Source organism: Ningiella algicola, assembly GCF_028401415.2.
Classification (GTDB): Bacteria; Pseudomonadota; Gammaproteobacteria; order Enterobacterales; family Alteromonadaceae; genus Glaciecola.
Genome location: NZ_CP171821.2, coordinates 3,786,448 through 3,812,996 on the forward strand (window position 1 = coordinate 3,786,448; position 26,549 = coordinate 3,812,996).

At 41.4% G+C, this 26,549-nt stretch carries 23 protein-coding genes; 21 read left to right on the forward strand and 2 right to left on the reverse strand.

The window, feature by feature from the left end; translation table 11 throughout:
* Positions 1–91 precede the first annotated feature (91 nt).
* From PN836_RS16410 to PN836_RS16475, 14 genes are all read left to right on the forward strand, one after another.
* The gene (locus PN836_RS16410; protein WP_395340294.1) at positions 92–3,685 is read left to right on the forward strand and encodes a glycosyltransferase; all 3,594 of its coding nucleotides are present in this window, start codon (positions 92–94) and stop codon (positions 3,683–3,685) included.
* A complete protein-coding gene (locus PN836_RS16415) occupies positions 3,682–4,350 on the forward strand; it encodes a hypothetical protein (RefSeq protein ID WP_395340296.1) in 669 nt (222 codons plus the stop codon). The genes PN836_RS16410 and PN836_RS16415 overlap by 4 nt, the downstream gene beginning before the upstream one ends.
* 45 nt (positions 4,351–4,395) lie before the next feature.
* Entirely contained in the window at positions 4,396–7,149 is a 2,754-nt protein-coding gene (locus PN836_RS16420; RefSeq protein ID WP_395340298.1) for a glycosyltransferase, read from the forward strand.
* A 24-nt stretch (positions 7,150–7,173) separates the two neighbouring features.
* Complete coding sequence (locus PN836_RS16425) at positions 7,174–8,574, forward strand: hypothetical protein (protein ID WP_395340300.1); 1,401 nt, start codon at positions 7,174–7,176, stop codon at positions 8,572–8,574.
* A 31-nt stretch (positions 8,575–8,605) separates the two neighbouring features.
* Positions 8,606–9,901 carry a hypothetical protein gene (locus PN836_RS16430; protein WP_395340302.1) on the forward strand — a complete coding sequence of 432 codons (1,296 nt, stop codon included), beginning with the start codon at positions 8,606–8,608 and terminating at the stop codon, positions 9,899–9,901.
* Positions 9,902–10,013: 112 nt separating this feature from the next.
* Complete coding sequence (locus PN836_RS16435) at positions 10,014–10,862, forward strand: hypothetical protein (protein ID WP_395340304.1); 849 nt, start codon at positions 10,014–10,016, stop codon at positions 10,860–10,862.
* A gap of 163 nt (positions 10,863–11,025) precedes the next feature.
* Positions 11,026–11,847, forward strand: coding sequence for a glycosyltransferase family 2 protein (locus PN836_RS16440; RefSeq protein ID WP_395340307.1), 822 nt, complete (start codon positions 11,026–11,028; stop codon positions 11,845–11,847).
* A complete protein-coding gene (locus PN836_RS16445; RefSeq protein ID WP_395340310.1) occupies positions 11,837–13,426 on the forward strand; it encodes a hypothetical protein in 1,590 nt (529 codons plus the stop codon). The genes PN836_RS16440 and PN836_RS16445 overlap by 11 nt, the downstream gene beginning before the upstream one ends.
* A complete protein-coding gene (locus tag PN836_RS16450) occupies positions 13,423–15,033 on the forward strand; it encodes an aldolase catalytic domain-containing protein (RefSeq protein WP_395340312.1) in 1,611 nt (536 codons plus the stop codon). Before PN836_RS16445 ends, PN836_RS16450 begins: the two co-directional genes overlap by 4 nt.
* The gene (locus tag PN836_RS16455) at positions 15,017–15,679 is read left to right on the forward strand and encodes an HAD family hydrolase (protein ID WP_395340314.1); all 663 of its coding nucleotides are present in this window, start codon (positions 15,017–15,019) and stop codon (positions 15,677–15,679) included. The genes PN836_RS16450 and PN836_RS16455 overlap by 17 nt, the downstream gene beginning before the upstream one ends.
* Positions 15,680–15,683: 4 nt before the next feature.
* The gene (kdsB, locus tag PN836_RS16460) at positions 15,684–16,415 is read left to right on the forward strand and encodes a 3-deoxy-manno-octulosonate cytidylyltransferase (protein ID WP_395340316.1); all 732 of its coding nucleotides are present in this window, start codon (positions 15,684–15,686) and stop codon (positions 16,413–16,415) included.
* A 37-nt stretch (positions 16,416–16,452) separates the two neighbouring features.
* Positions 16,453–17,400, forward strand: coding sequence for a UDP-glucuronic acid decarboxylase family protein (locus PN836_RS16465; RefSeq protein ID WP_395340318.1), 948 nt, complete (start codon positions 16,453–16,455; stop codon positions 17,398–17,400).
* Between the two features lie 9 nt (positions 17,401–17,409).
* Positions 17,410–18,798, forward strand: a complete 1,389-nt coding sequence (locus PN836_RS16470; protein ID WP_395340321.1) for a glycosyltransferase family 61 protein — start codon at positions 17,410–17,412, stop codon at positions 18,796–18,798.
* A 71-nt stretch (positions 18,799–18,869) separates the two neighbouring features.
* Complete coding sequence (locus PN836_RS16475) at positions 18,870–19,922, forward strand: class I SAM-dependent methyltransferase (protein WP_395340324.1); 1,053 nt, start codon at positions 18,870–18,872, stop codon at positions 19,920–19,922.
* Positions 19,923–20,037: 115 nt separating this feature from the next.
* Here PN836_RS16475 and PN836_RS16480 read toward each other — a convergent pair whose 3' ends face one another.
* Positions 20,038–20,229: a hypothetical protein gene (locus tag PN836_RS16480; RefSeq protein ID WP_395340327.1), complete on the reverse strand. Its 192-nt coding sequence runs from the start codon at positions 20,227–20,229 to the stop codon at positions 20,038–20,040.
* Positions 20,230–20,386: 157 nt separating this feature from the next.
* On the opposite strand from PN836_RS16480, the gene tnpA reads away from it, so the two are divergent.
* The 7 genes from tnpA (at position 20,387) to PN836_RS16515 (ending at position 25,665) form a co-directional block, all read left to right on the forward strand.
* Positions 20,387–20,659 carry an IS66 family insertion sequence element accessory protein TnpA gene (gene tnpA / locus PN836_RS16485; RefSeq protein ID WP_395340329.1) on the forward strand — a complete coding sequence of 91 codons (273 nt, stop codon included), beginning with the start codon at positions 20,387–20,389 and terminating at the stop codon, positions 20,657–20,659.
* Positions 20,659–20,994 (forward strand): IS66 family insertion sequence element accessory protein TnpB, encoded by a 336-nt coding sequence (gene tnpB, locus PN836_RS16490; RefSeq protein ID WP_395340332.1) that lies wholly within the window; start codon positions 20,659–20,661, stop codon positions 20,992–20,994. Before tnpA ends, tnpB begins: the two co-directional genes overlap by 1 nt.
* Positions 20,995–21,017: 23 nt before the next feature.
* Positions 21,018–22,607: an IS66 family transposase gene (tnpC, locus tag PN836_RS16495; RefSeq protein WP_395340333.1), complete on the forward strand. Its 1,590-nt coding sequence runs from the start codon at positions 21,018–21,020 to the stop codon at positions 22,605–22,607.
* 7 nt (positions 22,608–22,614) lie between these two features.
* On the forward strand, positions 22,615–22,950 hold the full coding sequence (locus PN836_RS16500; protein ID WP_395338410.1) for a hypothetical protein: 336 nt from the start codon (positions 22,615–22,617) through the stop codon (positions 22,948–22,950).
* Positions 22,951–23,122: 172 nt separating this feature from the next.
* The gene (locus PN836_RS16505; protein WP_395340335.1) at positions 23,123–24,067 is read left to right on the forward strand and encodes a hypothetical protein; all 945 of its coding nucleotides are present in this window, start codon (positions 23,123–23,125) and stop codon (positions 24,065–24,067) included.
* A 60-nt stretch (positions 24,068–24,127) separates the two neighbouring features.
* Entirely contained in the window at positions 24,128–25,030 is a 903-nt protein-coding gene (locus PN836_RS16510) for a hypothetical protein (protein ID WP_395340337.1), read from the forward strand.
* 86 nt (positions 25,031–25,116) lie between these two features.
* Positions 25,117–25,665, forward strand: a complete 549-nt coding sequence (locus tag PN836_RS16515) for a DUF4254 domain-containing protein (RefSeq protein WP_395340340.1) — start codon at positions 25,117–25,119, stop codon at positions 25,663–25,665.
* 6 nt (positions 25,666–25,671) lie between these two features.
* Here the strand turns inward: PN836_RS16515 and PN836_RS16520 are convergent, their stop codons facing one another.
* Positions 25,672–26,526 carry a hypothetical protein gene (locus PN836_RS16520; protein WP_395340342.1) on the reverse strand — a complete coding sequence of 285 codons (855 nt, stop codon included), beginning with the start codon at positions 26,524–26,526 and terminating at the stop codon, positions 25,672–25,674.
* Between the last annotated feature and the right edge of the window lie 23 nt (positions 26,527–26,549).

A 26,549-nucleotide genomic window follows, 5' to 3' on the forward strand; every position in this document is an offset into this window, starting at 1 on the left:
ACAGACATCAAGAAATGGACGACAGTGGATAGAGCAGTAGCTTGAATTTCAGTTTCTTTTACTCGCTTTGTGTGCACAAACAAAAACAACAATGAAGTTATTTTATTTTCCAGACTATACTCAAACAAACCCTTATCAGAGACTTCTTTATTCGACATTTGAACAAAAAGAGGACTCAGGGGCATTTCCCAGCGAAATTGACGATGCAATAAGGGCTCTATCCGCCCAGCCTGATATAAAAGTTATCTTTCACCTGCATTGGCAGAACGTGATTACCGGCGCTATGCCCAGTGCACATGAGCACCGTATAAAGGCCAAAAAGTTCTTAAGTAAGCTTCAGGCTTTTCAACTGATGGGCGGGGTGGTGATTTGGACCATCCACAATAAGCTGCCTCACGACGTCAAGTTTTTAAGGGCGGAATTGGAGTTTCACGAAGCACTCGCCGATGCGGTTGATGTCATTCTACTTCACGATGAAAGCGCGTTTGATGTGGTAAATGAGCAATATCAAATCCGAAAAGAAAAGGTTAAATACATCGCGCACGGAAGTTACTCATCGTGCTACGCAGACGACATTTCGCTCACCGAGGCTCGAACCCGCCTTGGCATCGCCAACGATAATTTTGTGTATAGCTTTATTGGTCAACTGAGACCATACAAGGGCATTGATACCCTGTTAGATGCGTCCTATCACTTTATGCATTGTGACAATGTAAGCGCATTAATTGCGGGCAAACCCGTTTGGCCTTACTCAGTTGGCTCGGTGCTGCAAAAGACAACTCCGTTTAAGCACATACAAGTGTATGAGGAGTTTATTCCTGACGACGAGCTACAAATTTATTTTAGCGCTTCAGATATCATTGTTTTACCTTATGACGAAATACTTACCTCAGGCAGCATATTTTTAGCCCTCTCGTTTGGAAGACCCATCGTGTTGCCGAAGCTCCCAGCGCTATCTGGCTGGTTTGCTCATCCTTTTGTATTTTCCTTTAATCGCGATGACGCCTCGGATTTAGCACAGGTGCTTAATCAAATTCGTCAAATAGATAAAAATGATTTTATTGCCTTAGGCGAGCAGGCACGAGCATTCTCAAAGACTCAATCATGGATTAAGCCAAGCAAAGACTTACTCGATTTATGTCATCGATTGGTAGGTAAAACGGGTAACACGTTAACGGTAAACTATGCTGACAATAGCGTCGAACTAGCGTGCAGCCGTCAAGCAAGCAATGCAAACGAAGGGGATTTAGCGCTGTGTGTTGTCAATTACTTTTCCAGTTACGAGCTTAAAGCACTGAGCCAGTCTATTAGGTTACTAAATAACCCCAATGTAAAACTATTGGTGTTAGACAACTCAAATGACAGCAGTGAGTACGCACAATTATGCATGCTCGACGGCATTGATTGCTTACTGAAAAGCCAGGTGAATCTCGGCTATGCCGCGGGTAATAATGCACTAATCGCCTATGCGAAAAGTATTGGGTTTTCAAATTTTGGCATTCTCAACCCTGACGTTGAAGTGCCACAAGACATTTTTGCAAGCATTGTAAAACAACTGCAAGAGTCACCTAATTGCATTATGTCGCCTTTGATTTTACGAAACGACAATACAGTTTCTTTTTTCAAAAGTGAGATTAAAAACACAGACAATACGCTCGATATTGAACATGTGCTTGATGGAGAGCCCGCAGATCTTGTTCCAACAGGTTTGCATCCATCTGATTCTCTCAACGGTTGTGCCCTATTTTTTGGCGAGTCAATAATAGACAAATTCGGTTTTATACCCGAAGACTATTTTTTGTATTTTGAGGAGACCGACTGGGTTAGCTCTATGAGGGAGCGGGGTGCTCAGGTGTTTGTCGATGCATCAATATCCATTATCCACCACAAGAGTACGCAAAGCGGCGGTATTCCCTCGCTTGCTTACACTTACTACTTATTGCGTAATGCATTGATTTTTGCCAAAAAGTTTGCATATAACATCAGTAATACCGAACAAAAGTATACCGATACCTTTGTTAAACCATGGATTGAGGTCTTAGAACAGCGAGCGCCTGATTTTACGGCCTGTTTCACAGCAATTTGTAAACTTGCTTTTGATCATGGCAGGGATGAAGTGACAGGGCCTGTGGATTTTTTAGGTCAAATACAACGATACGCGCAAAGCGACGCGCAACAAAGCACAGGTTTTCTCGAGGGGCGTACGCAAAGTAGAATAGTGGGTTGGGCGGTGAATGACCCCATTCGCAAAAGCGAATCCACACAGCTTTTAATTTTGAATAACCATAAGCTCGTCTCAAATGAAGCCTGTAACGTGGTCAGAGCGGATTTAAAAGCGCTGGGGCACAATGAACTAAGCGGGTTTGATATCTATATTGACCAAGCTTTCTCATCTGAAAAGCTTGAAGTGCTTGACGCACACACACTCAAACCCTTGACCAAACTCCCGTCATTTTACTCCGCGATGCCAAAGCTCCAGGATTTTTACGCCGACCTTGAGTTTATGCCAAATCAAATTAAGGCCTATGTGGATGGTTACAAAGACGGCAAAGTAATGGGGTGGGCATTCGATAAGCGCAATCCCGAAATAGCATTAGAGCTTGCTTTGTTTGTAAATGGCGAAGAGTGCGCCATCACTATTGCTAATCGCTACCGAGAAGATTTAGCGAATTCGAGCGAGAACAATGGTTCATGCGGTTTTACCTTTCAAGTACCGCCACAGTATATTCAAAAAAAACCCCTTGCATGTGAGATAAAGGTTCGTGGTCGTCAAGAGAGTTTGTTTACCAAGATGATGATATTTCACACAAAAAGAGGGTTTTGCAGTAAAAATACCAACTTACCAGATTTTCTGAAGGCGTCTTTTTATCAGACAGTGACCCCTTATGGGGCTTTCGAAAAAAGCAAAAAGCTCCAGCATGAGATTTCTGAGCTTAAAGAGAATTTGCTTGCACAAAGCGAAGCTGTTTTAGCACAAAAGCAGTGTTTGGTTTCGGTGATTATGCCTGCTTACAATAGACGGTACGAAATAGAGCGCGCACTTGCATCGATATTTGCTCAGAGCTATCAACACTTTGAACTTCTGATTGTGGATGACGGCAGCACTGATGATACTGTAGAGAGGGTGAGAAAGGCCGTCGACTTTCACAACACTAACAAGCTTGATGTTAAGCTTATCCAATTGCCAAAAAACAGTGGAGTATCGGCTGCAAGAAACCGCGGGCTTAAGGCCGCCAGCGGGGAAATTATTACTTACCTTGATACCGACAATGAATGGCATCAAGATTACCTCAAAATAGTGGTTTCGCAGTATGTCCAATTCCCGAGTTTAGAAAGCGTTTATGCGGGTCAGGAAATTTGGTACACCGACAGGTACAACGACTTGAGTTTTCGCACCAACGTTCGCCTAGTGCCGTTTAATCGCGCATATCTAGAAAATCGTAACTTTATCGACCTCAACGTGTTTAGCCATACCCGCGCTTTGTATCAGCGCCTGGGCGGCTTTAACGAACAGATGAAAAGGCTGGTGGATTGGGAGCTTATTTTAAAATACACCAAAGATCGCCCGCCGCACTTTGTACCCGCATTGCTAACCAAATATTGTTTCGGTTTTGCAGATAATCAAATTACCTCCGTAGAGCCCTATGAAGACAATTTGGCGAAGCTTTTAAGGAGTGTAAAGTGATTCAAATCGCTATTTTCTACGATTCATCAGACGCATTAAATAGAGTCAAACATGCCTGTTTGTGTCAGCCGCAGACACGGCTTTATTTATGTTCGACGGGCAGCGATTGTGCAGTCAGTTCATCTACAGTTGCTCATCTGGGCAATGAAGGCAATAAGGATGAAGTGATCATCCACGGCGGTACCTACGATGAATGCCTCAATCAATTGGCAAACGCAATTGAGCCTAATACACCGCTTATAATTGCCACCGACAGCATCGTCCCAAAGCATGATTGGTGGGAGAAGCTATCTAATTTTATCTCCAAAAATGAGGCTGGCAGTGTGTTTGGCCGGTGGTTCGATAGGGCAATTAAAGAGCGAGTAAGCGTAAGCAACGACGCCCTTGGTCATAAGTTTATTGACTGCATTCCCAAACACATTGGTGATCACATATATTTGGCGACTGAACCGCCTCAGTCAAATTGCGTGAGAGTGGGCGCAGCACCGATATTTTTCAACTGGTTCGCTGTGCACACGCTTGAGACGGTAAAACAGTGTTTGGCTACAAGTAGCGGTTTAGATGAATTCGCTAAAAACATTGGGATTGAGTTTGAGTCTAGTGATTTCAATATATATTATAACAGCGATATAGAGTGCATATCACAAGCGCTGCTGACGCGCTAAGATGTGACATTATTTAACGGACTTTGCTAATGCTACGGAATATACATGTCTGACAATCATCCCCCGGCTAACCCAAGTACACTTGGCGACAGATTTACAGCGCCTTATCACGGTTACATTGAGCGCGTAAAAGCGGGCGTGATTTACGGCTGGGCAGCCGCAAAGGTGGGCGACCATCCTATTGATTTAGTCGTGCTTGCGAACAAAGAAAAGATTGGAGAGGGACGCGCCGATATTTTTAGAGAAGATCTCAAAGAGCACAACATTCACTCGGGCAAGCATGGTTTCAAAATTGGCTTACAGGTAGACGTTGTTATACCAACAGACGCAAAGATTGAGTTGTTTGAGGCTGAAAGCTTACAGCCCATTGCTCACAATGGCTATTTGCTGAAGCACGACGTGCAAGAGTTTGAAGCTGAGTTTTCGGATGTGCAAAATGGCTACCTAGAAGTAAGCCTTAGTTCATTAGAGGCCCTGGGCGAGCTTAAATGCATACTGTTAATTGATGAGAAAAAAGAACTCGGAATTGAAGTAAAAACAAAGCAAAAACAAAAAACACTGCGGTTTTTGCTACCCAAAAGCGTATTAGATCAACAGAATCATTTGTACCAAATTTTTATTGAAGGGTCATCGGTGTTGTTGGCGTCTGCGGTGTTAAGCGCTCAGCCTATTCAAACGCCATGGAAATATTTAACTCAGTCCTACAATGAACCCGGTTTTTTAGGCGTGCCGCCGCCAGCGGATTTTCGCTATGAGTCACTAAAATATCAAGTAGATGCCGCCAATAAGCACAACAGCTTAGACTCACTTGGTGCTTACATCAGCGCTCACGACGTTCTGTGCCAAGGCTACGAGGGGCGAACGACCTTTCCCAAATTAAGCCTACCGGAAGAAGATAAACCGCTTGTGAGTATTATCCTGCCGGCATTTAATAAATTTGAACTCACTTACCATGCGATTGCGTCCATTATTTTGGCCCATAACCAATGCACATATGAGCTAATACTGGCAGATGATTGTTCTGACGATATGACGCAAAACGCACAGGACATTGTGTCTAATCTAGTGATAGCGCGCAGCTCACAAAACAAAGGCTTTTTAAGAAATTGCAATGAGGCCAGCCAAAAAGCACGCGGTAAATATCTCGTTTTCTTGAATAACGACACTGAAGTTACGTCGCAATGGCTTGACGAATTGATAGACGTGTTTGAGCAACACGATAATGTTGGTATATCGGGCGCTAAACTATTAAACGCCGATGGCTCTTTGCAAGAAGCTGGCGGCATTGTATGGAATGATGGAAAACCATGGAACGTGGGCAGAGACGCAAGCTCACTTGACCCAAGATACAACTATGTGCGTCAGGTCGATTACGTAACCGGCGCCGCATTTTGCATAAAAACCGATGTTTGGCAGCAGGTTGGCATGTTTAGCGATGAGTTTGCGCCCTGCTATTTCGAAGACACCGACTTGGCGTATAAGGTTCGTCAATCAGGCTTCAAAGTAATGTACACGCCGTTTGCACAAGTCGTGCACGCAGAGGGACAAAGCCATGGCAAAGATGTGAATGAAGGCTTAAAAACTAATCAAAAGCTCAATCAAATCACCTTTGGTAAAAAATGGTTTCAGGATTTTAAACACAACGGTATTCGCCACAAGCGAAATTTAGACATTAATAAAGACCGCTTCATTAATCACCGTATATTAGTGCTCGATAACACCACGCCAGATGAAAACAGAGACGCGGGCAGTTATGCCATGGTGCAAGAAATGCAGTTGATGATTGCGCTTGGGGCAAAACTCACATTTTTGCCGCACAATCTTGCTCACTTTGGCAAACTCACCAAGCGACTTCAAAAAATGGGCGTAGAAGTTCTCTATGCGCCGTTTTATAAGTCGGTAGGCGATGTGCTCAAGCAGCGTATTAATGAGTTTGACGCATTTTTTATCGTGCGCTACGACGTTGCTCAAAACTATATGGATATTATTCGCGAAAAATCTAATGCCAAAATTATTTTCAATAATGCCGATTTGCACTTTCTGCGGGAAATTCGCGGCGCCTTAAATGCGCCCGATGAAAGCAAGTTGCTGAAAAAAGCAAGAAAAACAAGAAAAGCAGAGCTTGAAGTGTGCAAAAAGGCAGATGCAGTTTTATGCTACAACACGGTTGAGCACGCGGTAATCACCTCGCACATTTTGCAGGCCGATAAGTTTCATGTTACGCCCTGGGTGTTGACCGAAAAGCCCCCCGGGAAAGCCTTTAAAGACCGACACGGCCTAGCTTTTTTAGGCAGCTTTAATCACACGCCAAATGTGGAATCTATTCAATACTTAAGTGAACAAGTGATGCCCGCGTTATACAGCGTGCGTCCGGATATTGTGCTGTATGTGTACGGCAGCAACATGCCAGATGATATGCAAGCGCTTGAAACGAACAACCTCAAAATGGTGGGCTACGCCCAGCGCCTTGACGATGTATACTGCGAGCACCGTATTTTTGTTGCGCCACTGCTTTCAGGAGCCGGAATAAAAGGCAAAGTATTAGAAGCCATGGCATACAAACTACCGGTGGTTTTAACCGATGTTGCACGCGAAGGAACTGGGCTTAATCACGAAATAAGCTGCTTGGTGGCCGAAAATGTTGAACAGTGGGTAGAGCAAGTCTGCCGCTTGTATGATGATGAAGCGCTGTGGAACAAACTTGCGGAAAATGAAAAGATTATTGCGGACTCGCAATTTTCAAAGGCGCGCGGCATTGAGAAGATGCGGGATATTTTTGCGTCGGTTAATTTGTATTAGATAGTGGGTTTTGGAGAAAGATACATGCACAGTAAGTTAATTGTTGCGCCTGATGAGCTTGTTATGTCTCGTTTTTATGAGGATGGGAGTAAGGTGAAGTCGGGGTGCCTATTGAAACATGTGGATGTGTCTGAGTTGGGTGACGAGCCTGATGTGAGAGATTTGGTTTATGCCCAGAGTGGTCAGGTTAAAGTTTTTGTTTATGAAAATAGTAAGTCTAGATCCAAGAAAGTGGATTTGCTACTTCCTTCATTAAGCAATTTCATCGCAATCCACTTAAACAAACAACTACGTAATAAGAAAGAAATGTCAGGGCTTATATCCAACTGGACGAGTTACTTTACTGCTTGTCAGCAAGTGCTGCTTAACTTTCCGCAACTTTTTTCAGCTCTCGATATTGAGGTCAAAGATGAGCGTCTTCTGCAAATGAGTGCATTTTATGCGCTGGCAGATGATCTGGATATTCAGCATTTGCAAAATGAGTGGTCGACGTTTGTGGTGAAGAAGTATTTGCCTGATGCTGATTCGTTGACGTTTTTGTCGGAGTTGGCGGCGCAGCATCAAGCGATTTGGGAGAAGAATAGGCAAGCCAAGAAAAGCGAAGATGAAGTTAATGAGTTAACGATTCGACTCGAAAGAGTTAACGAAACGGCAAATTCAGCGGCAGAAAGAGCGGATTCTATCAAGAGAACCTTGGATGAAAGCACAGCAGAGAAAGAGTTTTTGCAACTGCAAATTACGCAATTGCAAGAAGAACTAGAGCATTTATTTTTAGATGTTAAAGATAAAGAGTCTGAAATAAAGGAGCTTGTGGCGAGTCACGACTCTTTGACGCAAAAGCTAGAGTCGCACGAGCAAAACGTGGCAGAAAGAGATGCCTCGAAAGCTGAAAATGCTCTGTTGCTATCCCAACTTAAACAGTTGCAAGAGAAACTTGACAAGCGTTTGCATAATCGAGGTAGTGCCCCAGTAAACACCTTAGTGTTATTGCGTAGCTCGGTTGCCAACGCAAAGGAGAAACTGGCATTAAGGATAAAGAATTTTTCAATGTATAAGCAAGAATTCGATAACTTTGACTTTGAGGTAATTGCCGAAAACGTAAAGCCTGAGGGATTTTGTGATCGGGGAATTCTTGAGCTAAGAGTTCTTAGTAATCGAGATGGACCGAAAGCACCGCTCCAAAATTGGCAGCCAAATGAGCAGGACCTTGAAGGTAGAAAGCTAAGGCTGATCCTCCATCCTTACCAATCGCCTGAAGAAGCGCAAGCTACCGACGAGTTGAATATAAGGGATAAGGGCTTTCTACACGCGCTTTTTAACTATTTGACAACACCTAATAGGTTTCCTATTGCAAATGATATTCCCTTGGAGCGACCCTATCAGCAATGGCAGCAATTGTTTGCAAAGATGTCGGCAGTATTGTGAAGCGGCCCAAACTGCGCAAAAGGAGTTCTAGATGAACGAAGTCGTCAAGCTCGCTAAAAGTATCGCACAAATATTTGATACGGTCGTAATAGCCGGCAGTTTAGAGCTGTCAAGTGTAAAGCAATTGAAAGATCTCAAGGCGCGTCGAATAATTTGGTATGAACCTGATTCAAACGCGCTTGCTAAGCTTGAAAGAGAGATACAGCAGCAAGACATCACAAATGTAGAAATGATAGCAAAAACTCTCAGCACTTCTAATTCGAAACACGTGGTATTCTACAGAGCTTCGGTGATAGGTTTTAGCTCCTCTTGTGCTCCTTTAAAAATTACAAAGTTGCGTCCAGGCTTGCAATTTAGTAAAGAAAAGGTAGTCGCTGCCTCAATAAAAAATGAATTAAAAAGTCTGGGGATCAAATCTGAATTGGCAAATTTACTTATATTGAATGTAAATGGTACAGAAGCGCTTTTGCTAAAAGCACTTCCGCAAAAGCTATTTAACTGCTTATTAGTTCGGACTGCAAAAACTAACTTATACCACCATAAACACACTTACGAGCAACTTATAAAACAATTTACTTTAATAGCGCCTGTTTGTGTGATGTCAGAAAATACATCGCTGTATAATAATCTTTTAGTTAACCGCGAAGTAAATTGGAAAAACAGTAAAGAGCTTTATGACATAGAGTCTGATAGAGCTGAGCTGGACAAAAAATTAAGTGAATCTAAATCATTAAATGCAAAACTAACGAAAGAGCTTTTTGATTTAAGTAATAAGCTTAAAGCCCAAACACAAAATTCTGCTAACAATGAGCGACTTCTAACGCAATCTAAAATCAACGTAAGCAAGTGCGAAGACACAATTAATAAATTAGAAAAAAAATGTGAAACATTTAATATAGAATTAACAAGTACAACAAATAGATTAAACCGAACAGAAACCGAGCTCAATAACGTTCAGATTGTGAAAGAGGCATTAGAAGCGCAGAATGTAATTATTGAAAAAGACAAACAAAACCTTAAACGGAGTACAGCTGATCTTGCAGACCAAATTATCGGTCTAAAGAATGAGGTTGCAATCCAGCAGCAGGAGCTCAAGGACAAAGAGTCTAAGTATGAGGCTATGGAACAGACGCTTGCTCTCAATACTAAACATTTGACAAAGCTAAATATCGACACTTCAGATCTTAGAAAACAGATTCTGAAAAAGAACAAAGAAGCGAAAAAACTAAAAGCGCTGGTACGGGAACTGCACGATAAACTGAAGTTAGCTTCAGCATTTTATCAACATGTTGAACAGCGTTACCCTGAGTTATTGCAAAGTGAATAAAGCTGTCGGGAACAACCCGATTTCAAGAGGTTTGAGAGCAGAGTTAGATTCTGCACTTGCCATAATTGAAAATAGCGACATAACTGAAATAAGGTCTTTAGTAAGCGCAAATTTGTCATTAGATGCTCAGGCTTCAGCAGCTAAAAGCCTTATAGATAGATGTTCGGAGGTTCTAGAAAAGAATAAATCGAACGAAAAGCCTATTTTACGCGTTGTTCATCATTTTGCATGCAGCGGTGGCACGATAATCACCAAGTGCTTAGCCGCGATGCCGAATGTATTTGTTTTAAGTGAAACGCACCCTTTGTCAAAAAATCATGTTGGGCACCTCGCAAGGTATTCACCAACAGATATAACTACTCTCTCTCGTTTTGCAGGTATCCCAGACTTGGAGAAGCTCGCTATCCGCCTATTTATAACTAATATAAAAGCTGTAAACAAGCATGTTTCTGAGAGGGGAGGGACGCTTGTGCTCCGCGAGCACACGCACATTGATTATTGTGTCGGTAAGAAGATTGCTAGGGCACCAATAGTAGAGACGTGTCTGGATAAGGATTTTGAAATTATAAGCTTGGCAACCGTGAGAAATCCCATCGATTCATACATTTCGTTGCAGACTAACAACTGGCTCCAGTTTAAACCTGCTACTTTTGATGAGTACTGTAAACGGCTTTTTCGTTTTTTAAGTCGTTATCCTCTCGAAAATATCGTTAAGTATGAAGATTTTACTAAAAAGCCTCATAAAGCCATCAATAGAATGTGCAAAATCTTAAACATAAAGTTTGATGGCAGCTTTTCTGACATAACCGAGTTGTTTACAATGACTGGAGACAGCGGACGAGCAAGTAACAAAATTGAAAAGCGAGAACGAAGGGACATTAGCGATGATTTTCGAAATGAAATACATTCATCCGCATATTTTCAGAAAGTAAAATCACTTTTGTGTTACACGGATTATTAGAATCTGAGTCTCTTCTAAGAGCACTGGATATTATCTCTTGCAGTTATCGCTACTTGTGCACCGCCAAATGTGCGGGTATATGCTTAAAATAGTAAGTGAAAATATATTATGAAACAGGGGTGCATTGCCCAGAGTTGTCTCAAAAATCAAAGGAATGTTATAGATGGAATATCCAAAAATTTCAATGGTAATTGGCAGTTTCAATCGTTTAAAGCTACTTCAACTCTGTATTAGTGCAGTCAGAAAAGAGCTTGATGGTCAAAGGTATGAGATAATCGTTGTTGACGGTGGATCGTCAGACGGAACAATCCAATGGCTTGTTCAGCAAAAAGACATCATCACGATATTGCAACATAACCGTGGAGAATGGAATGGCAAGACGGTTAAGCGCAAGCCTTGGGCATACTTCATGAACCTAGCGTTTAAATGTGCTTCCGGCAAATATATATGCATGCTGAGCGACGATAGTTTAATAGTGCCTAGCGCTATAAACAATGGCGTTCATTTATTTGATCAGCTTCTGGATGATGGGGTAAGGACTGGTGCGGTTGCTTTTTATTTTAGAGACTACCCTATTCGTAAAAAGTACGCTGTTGCTGTTAATGTTGGAAATCTGTACGTGAACCATGGGTTGTATTTGCGACAGGCAGTAAAGGAAGTAGGCTATATAGACGAGGGTTACCATTTCTATTTTGCTGACACTGACCTTGTTCTAAAACTCAAGCAGAGAGGTTACAGTTGCATTGCGTCAAAGGCCTCATTTGTTGAGCATTACTTTGAGGCTACGCCAGAAATCCGTTCAACCAACAATGATGATAAAAAGGAAAGAGACCGGTTGCGTTTGATTGAAAAGTGGAAGGGCATTGCTTATCCAAATCAAGACTATGAAAAGTACTTAAAGCTTGTAGGATTTTGGGATTATCACGAACATGAGTTTGTTGACCCTCATGATACAATTTCTAAACTGGTGAACTGTGATAATTAATAAAGAAGTGCTTGCATCAGCGTTGTATTTTGATAAGTCACTACTCGAAAATAAATCAGAAGGCGAATTAGAAAACATACGTAAGTTACGCTATAGGGAATTGTTGTATTCACGATACGACCTACCTCATATCGCAGAAGACTTCGATACTATATTCTTCCGAAGTCTTTCACGACAAGATTATAAGGAATTTTTTAGCACTATTTACGAGAGCTACGAAGCCAAAAAAATTATGATTTGCGACTTTGAAAGAAGCAGCAATTCCCTAAATGGGCATGCTCTAACCACACTTTTAATATATGGCGAACAGCTTAGTTCGATCATCTCAGAGCAATGCGAGCTGAAATTGGATTGCCTATTATTCCGGCTAGCGAAATATGTTCATATTGCAAGAAACATCTTAACCTTAAGTTTTAAGCGTATAGTCTTTTTTTCAGATCACCAGCCTGTGGAGTTTCTTTTGTCAAGTATCTGTAATGATCTTGGTATAAGGACTTGCTCGGTTCAGCATGGATTGTATGTCGAATACAAAGGTATCGACACTGTTAACAAAATAAATTATATGTTCCAGCCATCGCATTACTTTTTATCGTGGGGCAGCGAGACTAAAGAACTGATCGAAAAGTATAACAAACATGCTAACGTAATTAGATGTGGAAAACCGCACATTTTCTTGCCTAATGGAAGTGATGTATGCTCAAAGCCTTTCATCAACCTAATCTTAGACCAACCACTTTTTGAAAAGCAAAATTTACAAATGATTGACTTAGTGACTAATTATTGTTTGTCGTATTCTATTGCGTTAAACGTCCGATGTCACCCAGGTAAGCAGATTTCAAAATATGATCTAACAGTCTTTAAAGGGTGCGAGTTGTATACCGATCTTAAGGTTGAGGATGCAGAGCTTTCTGTTGGGCACTCAAGCTCGTTTTTATTCGAGCTGTTGGCCTTAGGGTGTCCGGTTGCACAATATAAAACGGCCTCTCCAACTATAGATTTACCTGTAAAAATGCAATTCACTGACGCGTTAGACATGAAAGCAATATTCAGTTTAGTAAAGGACTTGAGCAAATGCGAACTGCAAACAATTTCTGAGCGATACTTTGCCAAAGTTAATGCAGAGAGCTTAATGTTGTATCGCAAATTTTTTCGCAAATTTGCTGGTGAAGAAATGGGAAGTAGCATCGAACGAAAGCTAGTTGAGATTGGTAAGAATCAAGCCTTTCAGAACACCAACTGGTTATGCCAGTCGATTTTAGTTGCGAAAAATGTGAATCCTTCAGCAATCCTCATTGACGTCGAAGAACATCAGTTCCCTAAACAAATAGCTAATTACATTTGTTTTGATAAAACCGGTATAACCTTAAATGATGAAACACCAAAAAGTTGGCATGAAGCTATATTTGGATATATTCGTTTTGTATCAATTATTTCATCTCAAAAACGTCGCATGGCCTCAGTTGAAGAGGTGCTCTTGAAAAGGCCAATAATGATGCACTCTTCATACAAAAACAGGCTTAAAAAAATACTGAAACAGTTAGAGCTTTTTCAGCTCCCCAATATAAGGTTGCTCAAATGATTATATTAGACTGTACGCTTCGTGATGGGGGGTACTACAACAATTGGGATTTTGATGATCAAATCGTCAACGCTTATTTGTTGGCCATGGCAAATAGCGGGATAAACGTTGTTGAATTAGGGTTGCGCAATTTTTCACAGAACGGCTTTTTTGGTGCTTTCGCATATACAACAGAGGGGTTTCTTAATAATATCACACTACCGAAAGGTCCCAAGTATGGGGTCATGATTGATGCCAAAACAATAATCAACTCTTCTTTACAGACAGAAGAAGCTATTAACGCCCTTTTTGTACCTGCGAATGAAAGCAAAATAAATGTAGTACGCATTGCTGCACATTTTAGAGAGGTTGAGGCTTCATTTGATATTGCAAAACAACTTAAAGCGCTAGGTTATTATGTCGGTTTTAACTTAATGCAGGCAGGGGGCAAGGCGTCTGCAGTGATTCGAGAAAAAGCGAAAACGATCGAGAGTTGGAATATGGTCGATGTGCTTTATTTTGCGGATTCGTTGGGAAATATGGATGGGAAAGAAGTAACTAGAATAGTTTCTGCTTTAAAAGCTCACTGGACTGGCGATTTAGGTATCCACACTCACGACAACATGGGAAGAGGCTTGGACAATACTTTAATCGCTCATAGTTTGGGAGTGGAATGGATAGATTCTACCGTTACAGGAATGGGGCGAGGTGCTGGAAATACTGCTACTGAAAAGTTATTTGCTGTGTTCAGTCGTGATTCAAGCCTGTACCACCCTAAACCTATCTACGATTTGGTCATTCGCCATTTTGAAAAGATGCAGAAAGAAAAAGGATGGGGAAGTAATTTGCTGTATTTTTTAGGTGCACAGAACAATGTCCACCCTACTTATATCCAAAATTTGCTTGCTGATCCGCACTATGGGCCTGACGAAATTGTTGGGGCGATAGATTACTTGAGTGGAATTGAAGGCACAGAAAGCTATAATGGAGAAACGCTTAATGTTGCTGTAAACCATAATACTAAGTCTATTGCTATCTCTGGCAGTGAGCAACTCAAAGGAGCATTCAAAGATTCAGAAGTGCTGATATTAAATAATGGCCCCAGCTTAGCTAAATACAAGGGAGCTATTATTGACTACATAGTTTCGCGACGTCCTATTGTATTGGCAGTGAACTTTATAAGTGTTATCCCTCAACAATATGTTGACTATTTTTGTTTGACGCACAATACTAAATTCTTATCTGAAAGCGGCGATTACTCATCTATAAGTAAGCCAATAGTTCTGCCTAAGCACAGATTTCATAAAAGCGAGTTAGTTGCGTTTAATACCTCGTGTGTTGATTTTGGTATGGAAATTAGAGATGGGGCGTTTCACGCAAACGCTTCATATTGCTCTGTGCCATACGATTTGACAATAGCTTATGCTCTCGCATTAGCTTATTCTGCAGACTCAAGAACTATATCATTGGTAGGTGTTGATGGATATGAAGCATCAGATCCCCGACATTTGGAAATGATAGATCTGTTGGAAAAAGCACAAGCGTTGTTCGCATCAGATAGTATCGCCGCATTAACTCCGACCACCTATCCAATTGCACAGAAATCTGTTTATGCACCAATTGAATGATTATGATTTGTTAATTTTCGATTGTGACGGAGTTATTCTCGATTCTAATGGCTTAAAGCTTAGTGCCATGGAGGATGCCGTCTTTGCTTGTGGCTTTTCCTCCGATGACGCAGCTAAATGCAAGGCGTTCTTCATTAATAACTTCGGCAGGTCTCGGTTTTATCACGTGACACATTTTGTAAATCATATACTTGACGTAAAAGACATTAAAAAAGCGATTATATACCATGAAATTCTTGAAGGTTTTTCTTCGAGGTGCTCAAAAGAGTATGAAAACTCGCAGTTTACTGCCAACTTTGAAGTGTTTTTTAATGCATTGTCGTGTAAAAAAGCGGTAGCGAGTGGCTCAGAGCAAGAAGAGTTGCGGCGGGTTCTTAGGTCGAAAAATATTGCCCATAAGTTCGAAAAAGTGTTTGGCTCGCCTACCTCTAAGAACGACAATGTATTTACGATTTTAAAAGAAATATCGCATCGACGTGCTGCATTAATAGGTGACTCTGTTGCTGACCTTGACGCTGCCGTTTTAAATAACATTGATTTTATTGCTTATACTCCTTATTCAAACGTGCCTGAAAAGATTTCGAATCTTTGTAAGCAGCAAGGATTTCATGTTTTAAGCGAATGGCCAACAGCATTGGGAACGTAATACAGTGAGATACGCTATAGTTATACCAGCAAGATATGAATCGTCGCGTTTTCCCGGCAAACCGCTTGCAAATATTTGCGGAAAACCGATGATTCAGCGCGTTTGGGAAAGGTGTTGTGATGCTCTTACGAGCGATAAGATATATGTAGCCACCGACTCATCTTCAATACAGGACGTTGTTGAGGGGTTTGGCGGGCAAGTACTAATGACATCAAGTAATTGCTTAACCGGAACTGATAGACTCGCGGAGGCAAATGAGTTGCTAGATTGCGACTTTTTAATCAATGTTCAAGGCGATGAACCCCTAGTGTCAGCGCAAGATATAAGCTCCGTAGTTGATGCTTTTCATGAATTCCCGAATGCGGTAATTAACGCCATGGCTCCAATCGTAACTGAAGCTGACTTTAGATCGAGCAGCGTCCCTAAGGTGGTTACAAGTGCTGACGGAACATTACTTTATATGAGCAGAGCGGGCATACCCACAGATAAAAGCCTTTCATTTCAAAGTGCACATAGGCAAGTTTGTATATATGCGTTCTCCCGAGAACATCTTCAGCTATTTGCGTCTGCAAAAGAAAAAACGCCACTTGAAAGGATTGAAGATATTGAGATACTGAGATTTTTAGAGCATGGTGTTACGGTTAAGGTTTTGACAGTCAAGGGTAATAGCATTGCCGTCGACTATCCAGAAGATATCAGCCGAGTAGAAAAAATATTGCTTGAAACAATAGCGTAGCTACACCTCGGCGATACTTCAACTTGAGAGAGAAAAAGTGAAAATAAAAAAAAGAGCTATAGTGACCGGTGGTGCGGGCTTCTTGGGTTCACATTTGTGTGAGCGATTGCTGCAATTAGAATATGAAGTATTATGCGTCGATAATTATTTCACAGGAAGACGAGCAAATGTTGAGCATTTATTAACAAATACCTCGTTTGAGTTGATGAGACATGACATTACATTTCCACTTTACGTTGAGGCGGACGAAATTTATAACTTAGCTTGCCCAGCTTCACCTGTACATTATCAATTCGACCCTGTGCAAACGACTAAAGTGAATGTGATGGGAGCAATTAACATGCTTGGCCTAGCGAAAAGAGTGAAAGCAAGAATTTTCCAAGCGTCTACATCCGAGGTATATGGGAACCCTGCTGTGCATCCTCAGCCAGAAAGTTACCGAGGAGATGTAAACCCAATTGGTATACGCTCTTGTTATGATGAGGGTAAACGCTGCGCAGAAACGCTCTTTTTTGATTACTACAGACAACACAATGTTGATATTAAGGTTGCACGTATTTTTAATACTTACGGACCAAGAATGCACCCCAATGATGGACGCGTAGTCTCAAATTTCATTATGCAATCATTAAAAGGCGAAGATATCACCATTTATGGTGACGGAATGCAAACGCGGTCGTTTTGTTATGTGGACGATTTAATCAACGGATTTCTCGCACTAATGAGCGCACCGAGAGATGTTACAGGTCCTATTAATTTAGGTAATCCCGGTGAATTTACGATGCGTGATTTAGCCGAGAAGACGATTGAGATGACGGGGTCATCTTCCAAAATTGTTTATTTGCCACTCCCTGAGGATGACCCGATGCAAAGAAAACCCGATCTTACACTCGCAAAGCGAGCGCTAGAGTGGGAGCCTAAGATAAGGTTAGAACAAGGCCTCGCGGAAACGATTAAATACTTTGAAAAGTATGTATACGAGTGAGCTTGATTAATGTCTGAAATGAATGAAGCGAAATGGGCTGAAAAAGCTTCCTTATTACTAAATGACGCTAAAGTGCTCGAAGAGAGTGGAAACCAATCAGAAGCTGAAGAACGCTATTTGAGCGCTTTAAAATATGATTACTATAACGAAGAATTACGAGCGGAAGTGGTAGCATTTTACGAACGACAGAATCGTATTACAGAATCGAGCCGCATTGCTTACAAGCCTCAAAAAATCGCGAAACCCATAAAGTTAAGGCGAATATTTCAGGATCAGGCACCACATAATCTCTTTTTGTCTAAGCGTTTGGCGGAATTAGAGCTGCCAGAGTCTCAAAGAACCTATAACGCATCCAAACTTGAGATCACAGAACCATTTGGATTTCATCTATTACCAGAATTCGTTAAACAGCATTCTGCATTTGCTGCAATTGGCAAAACGTTCAATGTGCCGGAGATCTATCTCCGATGTTTCGCAAATGCGAAGCTTTCCGGCAATGGCGCGTTTGTGACGGGTGAAAATGAGTTTTTTAATGAAAATAGAGTAAATTCAGGTTCTTTTCTTAGGCATGTTGTTTTCCACCCGCTTTTGGGGTTTATAGTGGATGAAGATGATAAACCTACTCGGACTGCTCAGGTTGCGTTTTATTTTCAGAGACACCCAATGCTCAACTATTATCATCTTATAACTGAACAAGCTCCTCAGCTTCTTGCTTATAAGAAACATCTTCAAAAATTTGGTGTGAAAGTTACAGTAATAAAAAATCAGTATGCAGAGTTAATACAGCAAGTTTTAGATTTACTAGAAATCCCCGACGAATCTGTTCAATGGATAAACAGCGGCTATATTGTTAGCGATATCGTTTATCGGCAGGATTCTGCAGCACATAAAAATGATGACGTTAAGTTCATCACTCCAGCAACAATTGATTTTTTTAAGTATGCCCAAGAAGTTGCGAGTGAAGAGCTAAAGGATTCGCGAACTCGGCGCTTATTTATCTCTCGCGAGGATACTCCTAAGCGAGCAATGGAAAATGAGCAGCAGGTCTTTGAATTGTTAAAAGATTATGGGTTCGAAAAAGTTATTCTTAGTGGATTGTCTCTAATGGAACAAATCGCTTTGTTCGGCAACGCAGAAGCAGTTGTTGGTGCACATGGCGCGGGCTTGACAAATATTGGTTTCTGTAAGCCTGACACTTTTGTTCTTGAAATAAGCCGTCAGTTTACGCTAGATAGAGTCCGAATTTTCTGGGACATCGCTACTGCCGCAGATTTGCAGTACGCAATCGTAAGCTCTAATGACAAGATTCAAGACCATGCAGCTCCGTTTAATGCTCCAATTGAGCAAATAAAGAGTGTTTTAGATGCAAGGTTTATTAAAACTAGTCATTCGACATAAGCGACGATTGCAAAATGTAAAGACTTTGGTTAAGAGTGACCAGTCTTAAATTTTATGTAAGAGATATTTTAATGTTAACTGATTACACGAGTCATGTTGAAACTGAAGATTTTATAAGAGCTTTTTGGATTACGAGGAATGCTGAAACCTATCTTGTTTGTAAGGGGGGTGAGATTTTTTGGGCCGAGAGTGTCTATGACCATACTAGTAGAGTTGTTGCTTTATACTTATCTTCACGCGCTCGATATGTCTTAGTAACACAAACTGGCGAATACTTAGAGCTCACTGATCGCGGTGGGCTAAGCTTTTCGGGAAAAACTATTACCAGGGCCAATTGGGTGCACTATGACAAGGACTCGAGGTTGGTATTGCAAGATACGTCTGAGTACATTGCATTGAGTGGAACTATCCTTGCTCGCCAATTGACAGCCACGCACGCAGAAGTGATTACACCAACTTTTGAGCGAATTCAACAAACATCTAGAATGAAAATTTTTGAAAATCATTCATTGACGAAATTCGGCAGTGAAAAAACTGAAAAAGAGAAGTTTGAGAATCGGGTTATCCAGCTCTGTGACGCTGACAAGCCTGTAAGGATATATGTTGGGTGCGGTCTTACAATCAGGCCTGACTTCTTGCATATTGATATGTTTCTGCCTACATCGAATTTAGTTAGATCAGAGTTAATACAAGATTTATTTATGTTTCCAGTTGGCGACCGTTGGAATATTCCGGATAACTCAGTGGATTTTATCTTAAGTGAAGACTTTATTGAACATCTTCCTCAAATGATTCAAGTAAAATTCTTAGCTGAATGTTACAGAGTGCTTAAGCCAGAGGCTATTAATAGAGTGAACACACCATGTTTGTTGGACTCGATGAAAAACTTTTCGAAATTCAAACTTGGAGCGGATGGAGTTTACGAAAGAGAGTGGAAAGCGTGGGGGCATGAGTGTTTGCTAACCAAAGAGTTTCTGAGAGAAATTTCAGATATGATTGGGTACAAAGCCATAAAGTACTTATCAAAAAATGAAAGCGTATCTCCATATCACACTGGTGACTTAAGGCCAAAAGGCGATAGACAAGGCCCAGACGCTAACATCTACGCCGACCTCATTAAATAGAAAATAGAGTTTGTCCTCGTTAAGTCCAACCGGACACCTTTAAAAAGGAATTTTCATCGTTAAGAGGTCATTGAACAGCATTTGCTGACTTATACTAGTATTTTGAAGTAAGCGATCATTTTAGACCGTTCTTTACAACCGTTTGATTTAGGTCTAGTGGTGCAGCGCTAATATGCCTGACTATGCCTGCCGGTACTTTGTGATGTGTTTTTGCGTTGTCGTTGGCAATCAACACCGTTTTTCGGTTTTTCTTAAGTAACGTGCCGGTGTAAGCGATCAAAATAGACCGTTCTTCGTAAGCGATCAAAATAGACCGTTGTTCAACCGCTGACAATGATAATTTAAGATCGCGTCATTGATAAATACAGGAGACCTATCAATGTAACCGATCAAAATAGACCGTTCTTCTACTCCTAAGTTAAGCCCCTAAAATCTAATCATTGATTAAATAGGAGAAGACATCAATGATTAGACGTAGCCCTCAAGAATGGCAGCAACTTATCGATGCTCAAGAAGCGAGCGATATGACCATCGCGCAATTTTGTCACAGGCATCACATTACTCAATCTACTTTTTATTTACAACGTAAAAAGCGACAGGGTTTGTCGCTACCACAGACAACATCCCAATGGTTGCCGATTGACACCATGGCGTCACATCAACCAGATACAAGACAATGGCAAATAGAATTGACCTTGCCAAACGGTGTGGTGCTTAACATGAGTACCGATGGCTGATGTTGTCATCGTCTAGCGCTCGCATTTGGTTGTATACCGGCATTGCGGATATGCGCAAACAGTTCGACGGTTTGGCCGCGCTTGTGACGAATCAATTGCAGATGCAAGCGCAATTAGGTGATTGGTTCGTGTTTGTGAATCGTAAACGCACCATGATGAAGGTGCTATATTATCATCAAGGTGGATACTGTTTATGGTCAAAAAGATTGGAGCGTGGCTCCTTCGCTAAGATCTCAAGTAGCGAGGGTAAAATAGCGCTGAACACCGCGCAGTTACAGTGTTTGATTGATGGCATTTATTGGCAAAAAGGCAGACAAAATAGGCGACTTAAGTAGCTGAATTTGCTATACTTCGCCGCATGAAAAGCGCATCTGATACCGTAGCAAAACCAGCTCATGTTCCTTATGAAGAATATGCAAAAGTGTGCGCGCAGATGACATCGATGCAGCAACAACTGGATTGGTTCAAGCGCCAACTCTTTGGTCGTAAATCAGAGAAGCACCTGCCAGATAACCCCGACCAAGGACACCTGTTTGCTCAGGTAAACAATAAAGATGTATCGCCTGCCCCAAAAAAAGTGGTGAAAGGCTACACGCGCTCCAATAAGCAAAAAGATGACAACGATGTCAATGACACCGGCCTTCGTTATACCGATGATGTACCGACAAAAGTGATTGATGTCCCATGTCCGGAGCTTGAAGGTGAAGATGCAGATAACTATGAGGTCATTGGCGTAAAAGAAAGCCATCGCTTGGCACAATTGCCAGGTAGCTATCAAATTCTCATTTACCGCAAAAATGTACTCAAGCACAAAGACAGCGGACATATCCAATCGCCTAAAACACCGATTAACATACTAGAAGGCACGTATGCGGATGTATCATTGCTTGCTGGCCTAATGGTCGATAAAGCCGTGTATCATTTACCCCTTCATCGCCAGCATCTGCGGATGTTGCAATCGGGGGTCACGCTATCACGCGCTACCCTAATTAATTATGTTAGCCAAGGGATTGATTTACTGACCCCCATTGCCACCGCCGTGCTGAGTAATATCCTCACCGGGGGGAACATCAGTATGGATGAAACGCCGATGAAGGCGGGTCGACAATCCTCGACTCGCCGCAGCCGCAGCCGCACATCAAGCCAACCATCAAAAACAATGAAGCAAACGTACTTCTGGCCGATGTATGGTGAGCAAGATGAAGTGGCCTTTACCTGGTCGTCTTCTCGCGGTAAACAACATGCAATGGAGCAACTAGCAGGCTTTAACGGCACCTTGTTAAGCGATGGTTATGCGGTATATAGCCAAGTCATTGATACGCTTAATCATCAAGGTCAAACAATTACCCATGCAGCGTGCTGGGCGCACACGCGCCGCTACTTCGAAAAAGCATTGGATTATCACCCTAAAGAGGCGCAATACGCCTTGGCTGAAATACAAAAGCTATACAAGATTGAAGCGCACATACGAAAACAGGCACTTAATGCCGAGGATACCGTGCAATATCGCCTTAAACACAGTGAGCCTATCATTACTGCATTATTCAAATGGATATACGAGCAGCGCCAGAGACCTGAATTACTGCCTAAAGACCCGTTAACCAAAGCACTTGCTTATGCCTATGAGCGCCATCATGAGTTAAAAACTTACCTCACTCATGCGCAAGTCAGCATCGATACGAACCACTTGGAGAGAGCCCTGCGCGTTATCCCTATGGGAAGAAAGAATCACTTGTTCTGTTGGAGTGAACTAGGCGCAAAACAGCTTGGCGTCTTGCATACACTCACCGTGACGTGCAAATTACACAACATCAATCCGTATCACTACTTGGTGGATGTACTGCAGCGCGTCTCACAACATCCGGCAAAAGACGTTATCGATTTAACCCCTCGGCGCTGGAAAGTCCTGTTCGCAGACAAACGCCTGCGCTCAGATATAGAAAAGTAAGCACACCATGACAAATAAAGACATCAAAACCACGATAGACATCAGCCATTTATCCATTGACCAACTATATATACTCAATCAATTTGTATGTGAGCGCATAGATACCCTGCAAAAGCAGCAAGACGAAGCCGCGATTGCCATCTTACGACCTGGTATGAAAGTGCAATTTACTCATGACGGCACGACAGTCACCGGCACGTTACTTAAGAAAAACCGAAAAACGGTGTTGATTGCCAACGACAACGCAAAAACACATCACAAAGTACCGGCAGGCATAGTCAGGCATATTAGCGCTGCACCACTAGACCTAAATCAAACGGTTGTAAAGAACGGTCTAAAATGATCGCTTACGAACAAAGAGCAGCCATAATTAATGGTCTATCTTAATTAGTGGTCTATACGACAACTAATTTAGCGAACGCTGTTGTAGCAAATTTAGTGTATACAAGTTGTAAAATACATATTACGCTTTCGCATATACAAAATATAACTGTTCCCATTAACAATGAGATAATGTGACTTATTTTCAATCTACAAGACTATTTCCTAAAAGCCAGGGCGCAGATAAATATGAGATAACCGGCATAGCTTCGAAATGTGACTGGGTTTTATTAAGCGATCATAACCCACCCTACACATATTTAAAAAAAATCACAAACAACCACAAACCTCGATACATATATTTATCTTTAAGATCTCCTTTCGTTGCAATATCAGAGTTCGTTGAAACAGTTCTACCAATAGTTAAGAGCCCATTTATTCTGATATCTGGCTCTGAAGATGTCACAATTCCGAATCAAACTGATAAAAGGTGGCGAGAGTTTTCTGAAACTGAAAAAAGCCTTATCTCCCAAATTCTTCAACATCAACAGTTAATTCATTGGTATGCAGAAAACCTCGATGACTGTTCGATAGATAAGCTAAGCGGTTTGCCTCTTGGAATGGTGTATCCCAATAACCAACCACAAAGACTTCAAGAGCTTCCCAATTCAAAAAATATGGCAGATCGAGAGCTTAAAGTGTTATGCGGACATAGAGTGCGCGACGGTTCCCAATGGGATATTCGCAGAACAGTAACATCCCTTGCTAAGAATAGTTGGTCTTCTTTTACTACAAATCTGCCCGATGAAATACCTGAGAGTGACTTCCTAGACTTGATTCAGGTTCATAGCTTTGTCTTATGCGCAGAGGGTGGCGGTTTAGATCCGTCACCAAAAGCATGGCAATGCCTCCTTTATGGCGCGATCCCAATTATTAAGCGTAACCCTGCGAACGAGTCCTACGCAGTTCTTCCTGTTGTTTTTATTGACGAATGGGAATCGTGTGCAATTACAATTGAAAAGCTCTACCGGTGGAAAAGCGAATATTTAAAATGGTTTGATGAGCCAAGCTATCGACAAGAATTATTACGAAGGTTAGGTATTGATTACTGGTGGGGTAAAATAGTGGCAAGCTCATGAAGTTGGTAATTCGTTCTCACTTAGTCCAGTTGATTGTCTTTCGCATTGTAAGAGGGAAGCATGAGTCTTGATGTTGCTAAAACAGCCGTGATCTATCATTACTATGAAAAAAACTTAGTTTACAAAGATAATTTCGTCTTTTTTCTGAGTTTAGCCTGGCGAGTAGAACTTGATTTTTTTATTATCATAGCCGGTGATACAACCATCAAGCTGCCACAGCATGACAACATTCGTTACTTCTTTACTGAAAACTTACAGCATGACTTTGCGGGCTATTCGCTTGTAGTTGATGACGAGGGTTTTAATATCTACTCTCATTTCATTTTTCTAAATTGCACGGTGAGAGGGCCTTTTCTTCCTCCCTATGTAAATCAATGCTGGACGCAACCTTTTGTCTCTCTGTTAAAAGACTCAGTTCATCTTTCTGGTGCAAGTATTAATATATTGCATGAAGATAGACCATTCTCTCAATTGTATGAAGCAGCATATCCGAATGAAGAGAAACCTTTTTCTCATGTGCAAAGCTCTGTCCTAGCGATGACGAATAATTGTTTTCATTTGCTACTGTCTTCGGGATTTTTTGACAAAGCGAGAGGTATCTCGAAAGAAGATGCAATAGTCGAATGCGAAATAAGAATGAGCCAATTGGTTAAGCAGGCAGGATGGAATATTTCTTGTGTATTACCACCTTACCAAGAAATTGATTATCGTCTGCCACATTCAGACATTAATAAAACTACCAACACGGGTCATCCGCAATCAGTCAATGCGTACTTTGGAAATACTCTTCATCCTTTTGAGGTGATTTTTTTAAAAACTGGGTGGGGAGCTTTAACTGAACACGCATGGAACTTTTACTCAGTTAATTCTCTAAAGCTCAAAAATGATACAATAAGGCTATGGGATGCTGATGAATATCAAGAGCTTTTGCAAAGGCTACAAGCATATTTGGAAACTGATTGAGACTTGCGCCTGTAAAGTCTTTGTTGTTACATATTTTTTTAAGTAAAACGTCGCGGTCACCAATTAAAATGGTAGGGAAATATTGAATGTTAGAGTCTTCTAGGACGTCAGAAATTTTGGAGTCATGCACTGCGCAATGGATTGAAGAGGAGTTGGCCGACATCCCAAAAGTTGACGATTTGTCAATAGAGAAATTGATTCAAGGCCTGCATGGCTGTAATTTTTTTTCTTGGAAAGCCGATGACAGATCACGCGGGGATTTACCCCCTCAAATTATTGTTCAATACAAACGCAATCTTGATGCTTCGAACTTAATGCGAAACAACTTTATGGAAGCAATTGATGCCCTTAGTGTTGAAAAACTATCGCTTAGTCATGTCGAAGATCACTCCAACTTGATTCTAAATTCGGAAACACTAGGTCAGATGATCGATCGTATGAGCGTTTTAACATTAAAGAAGGCATTTTCGAATACAAGGCTTTCAAAGACAGCCTCATTAGAAGCAGAGAAGCGGATAAGTGAGCAGTTGCTGTATGTACAAACATGTTACGATGTATTTTTGGAGCGATTAAAACGCAAAGAAGCCTATATGCTAGCTTATAAACAATATAAAATGTACCAACCTGATTTGTAGCGCACTTTACGTTGTCATTTTACCCTGTGAGTATGACAGGTCATTGTCGACACGTGTCCAATAACCGAAATGGGAGCTAACTAACCCGCCGTAGGTCTTTCTGAGGTGTTGTTCAAGCAGGTAGCTTCCTAGGCGCTCATGGCAAAAATTTGCTGCTCTTATTTGATAGTCGTCTCGTTGTTCTGCCCAAAATACATCAAGGAACTTTCGTGAAATCACCTCTAATTTTTCGTTGATGTCGCAGAATATTTGCGCGGGCATCATTCCGACACTCAAGGCACCGGGCAATAGAATTTTTGTGTTTCGAAGTTCGTCACTTTCTGCTGTTGTTAATATACCTTCGCTTATTGCTATTTCAAGATGCAGATCTAAGTCTTCTATGTGGTGACAATATGCATAATTTCTCTCAATAGTTCCAACTGAAATTGGCATCGGAAGCTTCCATGCGCAGCTTACTTCTGACGGTAACGCTAAATCTGCCAATACTTCGGATTCTCTCTCGGTGATAAAATTTAGCTTTAAGACTTTGTGAAAGTGTTTAGGCCTTTTGTTTGACAGCATAAACGTTCGGTAAGTGGAAATGTTGATTGCAAAATCAAGATTATCATTTGACGCTAAAAGGTGCTTTCGCGCAGCGAAAGACCCCAAGGATGAACCAAGCTCACGTCTAAACCTCTTTCCAAAAGGTATCAAGTTGAAACAATTGATAGTGTTTTCAAAATCTCTAGAATTTAACGTGCCTTCGGCTCCAATTTCCAAATTAAAAGTGGACTCACAAAATGGAATGACAGGTTTTGTGTGCGCAATACAATAATTTTTTACTAATGATGGGGCGTTTATTGTGTCAACGAATTCTATCATGCAGTCTCACCATCGTTATTTTA

Bases quoted from the DNA above. Each gene is read 5' to 3' on its own strand.
- PN836_RS16410 (WP_395340294.1), top strand. From the start codon at position 92: ATGAAGTTATTTTATTTTCCAGACTATACTCAAACAAACCCTTATCAG.
- PN836_RS16420 (WP_395340298.1), top strand. From the start codon at position 4,396: ATGTCTGACAATCATCCCCCGGCTAACCCAAGTACACTTGGCGACAGA.
- PN836_RS16425 (WP_395340300.1), top strand. From the start codon at position 7,174: ATGCACAGTAAGTTAATTGTTGCGCCTGATGAGCTTGTTATGTCTCGT.
- PN836_RS16430 (WP_395340302.1), top strand. From the start codon at position 8,606: ATGAACGAAGTCGTCAAGCTCGCTAAAAGTATCGCACAAATATTTGAT.
- PN836_RS16440 (WP_395340307.1), top strand. From the start codon at position 11,026: ATGGAATATCCAAAAATTTCAATGGTAATTGGCAGTTTCAATCGTTTA.
- PN836_RS16450 (WP_395340312.1), top strand. From the start codon at position 13,423: ATGATTATATTAGACTGTACGCTTCGTGATGGGGGGTACTACAACAAT.
- PN836_RS16455 (WP_395340314.1), top strand. From the start codon at position 15,017: ATGCACCAATTGAATGATTATGATTTGTTAATTTTCGATTGTGACGGA.
- PN836_RS16470 (WP_395340321.1), top strand. From the start codon at position 17,410: ATGTCTGAAATGAATGAAGCGAAATGGGCTGAAAAAGCTTCCTTATTA.
- PN836_RS16475 (WP_395340324.1), top strand. From the start codon at position 18,870: ATGTTAACTGATTACACGAGTCATGTTGAAACTGAAGATTTTATAAGA.
- tnpA (WP_395340329.1), top strand. From the start codon at position 20,387: ATGATTAGACGTAGCCCTCAAGAATGGCAGCAACTTATCGATGCTCAA.
- tnpB (WP_395340332.1), top strand. From the start codon at position 20,659: ATGTTGTCATCGTCTAGCGCTCGCATTTGGTTGTATACCGGCATTGCG.
- tnpC (WP_395340333.1), top strand. From the start codon at position 21,018: ATGAAAAGCGCATCTGATACCGTAGCAAAACCAGCTCATGTTCCTTAT.
- PN836_RS16500 (WP_395338410.1), top strand. From the start codon at position 22,615: ATGACAAATAAAGACATCAAAACCACGATAGACATCAGCCATTTATCC.
- PN836_RS16510 (WP_395340337.1), top strand. From the start codon at position 24,128: ATGAGTCTTGATGTTGCTAAAACAGCCGTGATCTATCATTACTATGAA.
- PN836_RS16515 (WP_395340340.1), top strand. From the start codon at position 25,117: ATGTTAGAGTCTTCTAGGACGTCAGAAATTTTGGAGTCATGCACTGCG.
- PN836_RS16520 (WP_395340342.1), bottom strand. From the start codon at position 26,526: ATGATAGAATTCGTTGACACAATAAACGCCCCATCATTAGTAAAAAAT.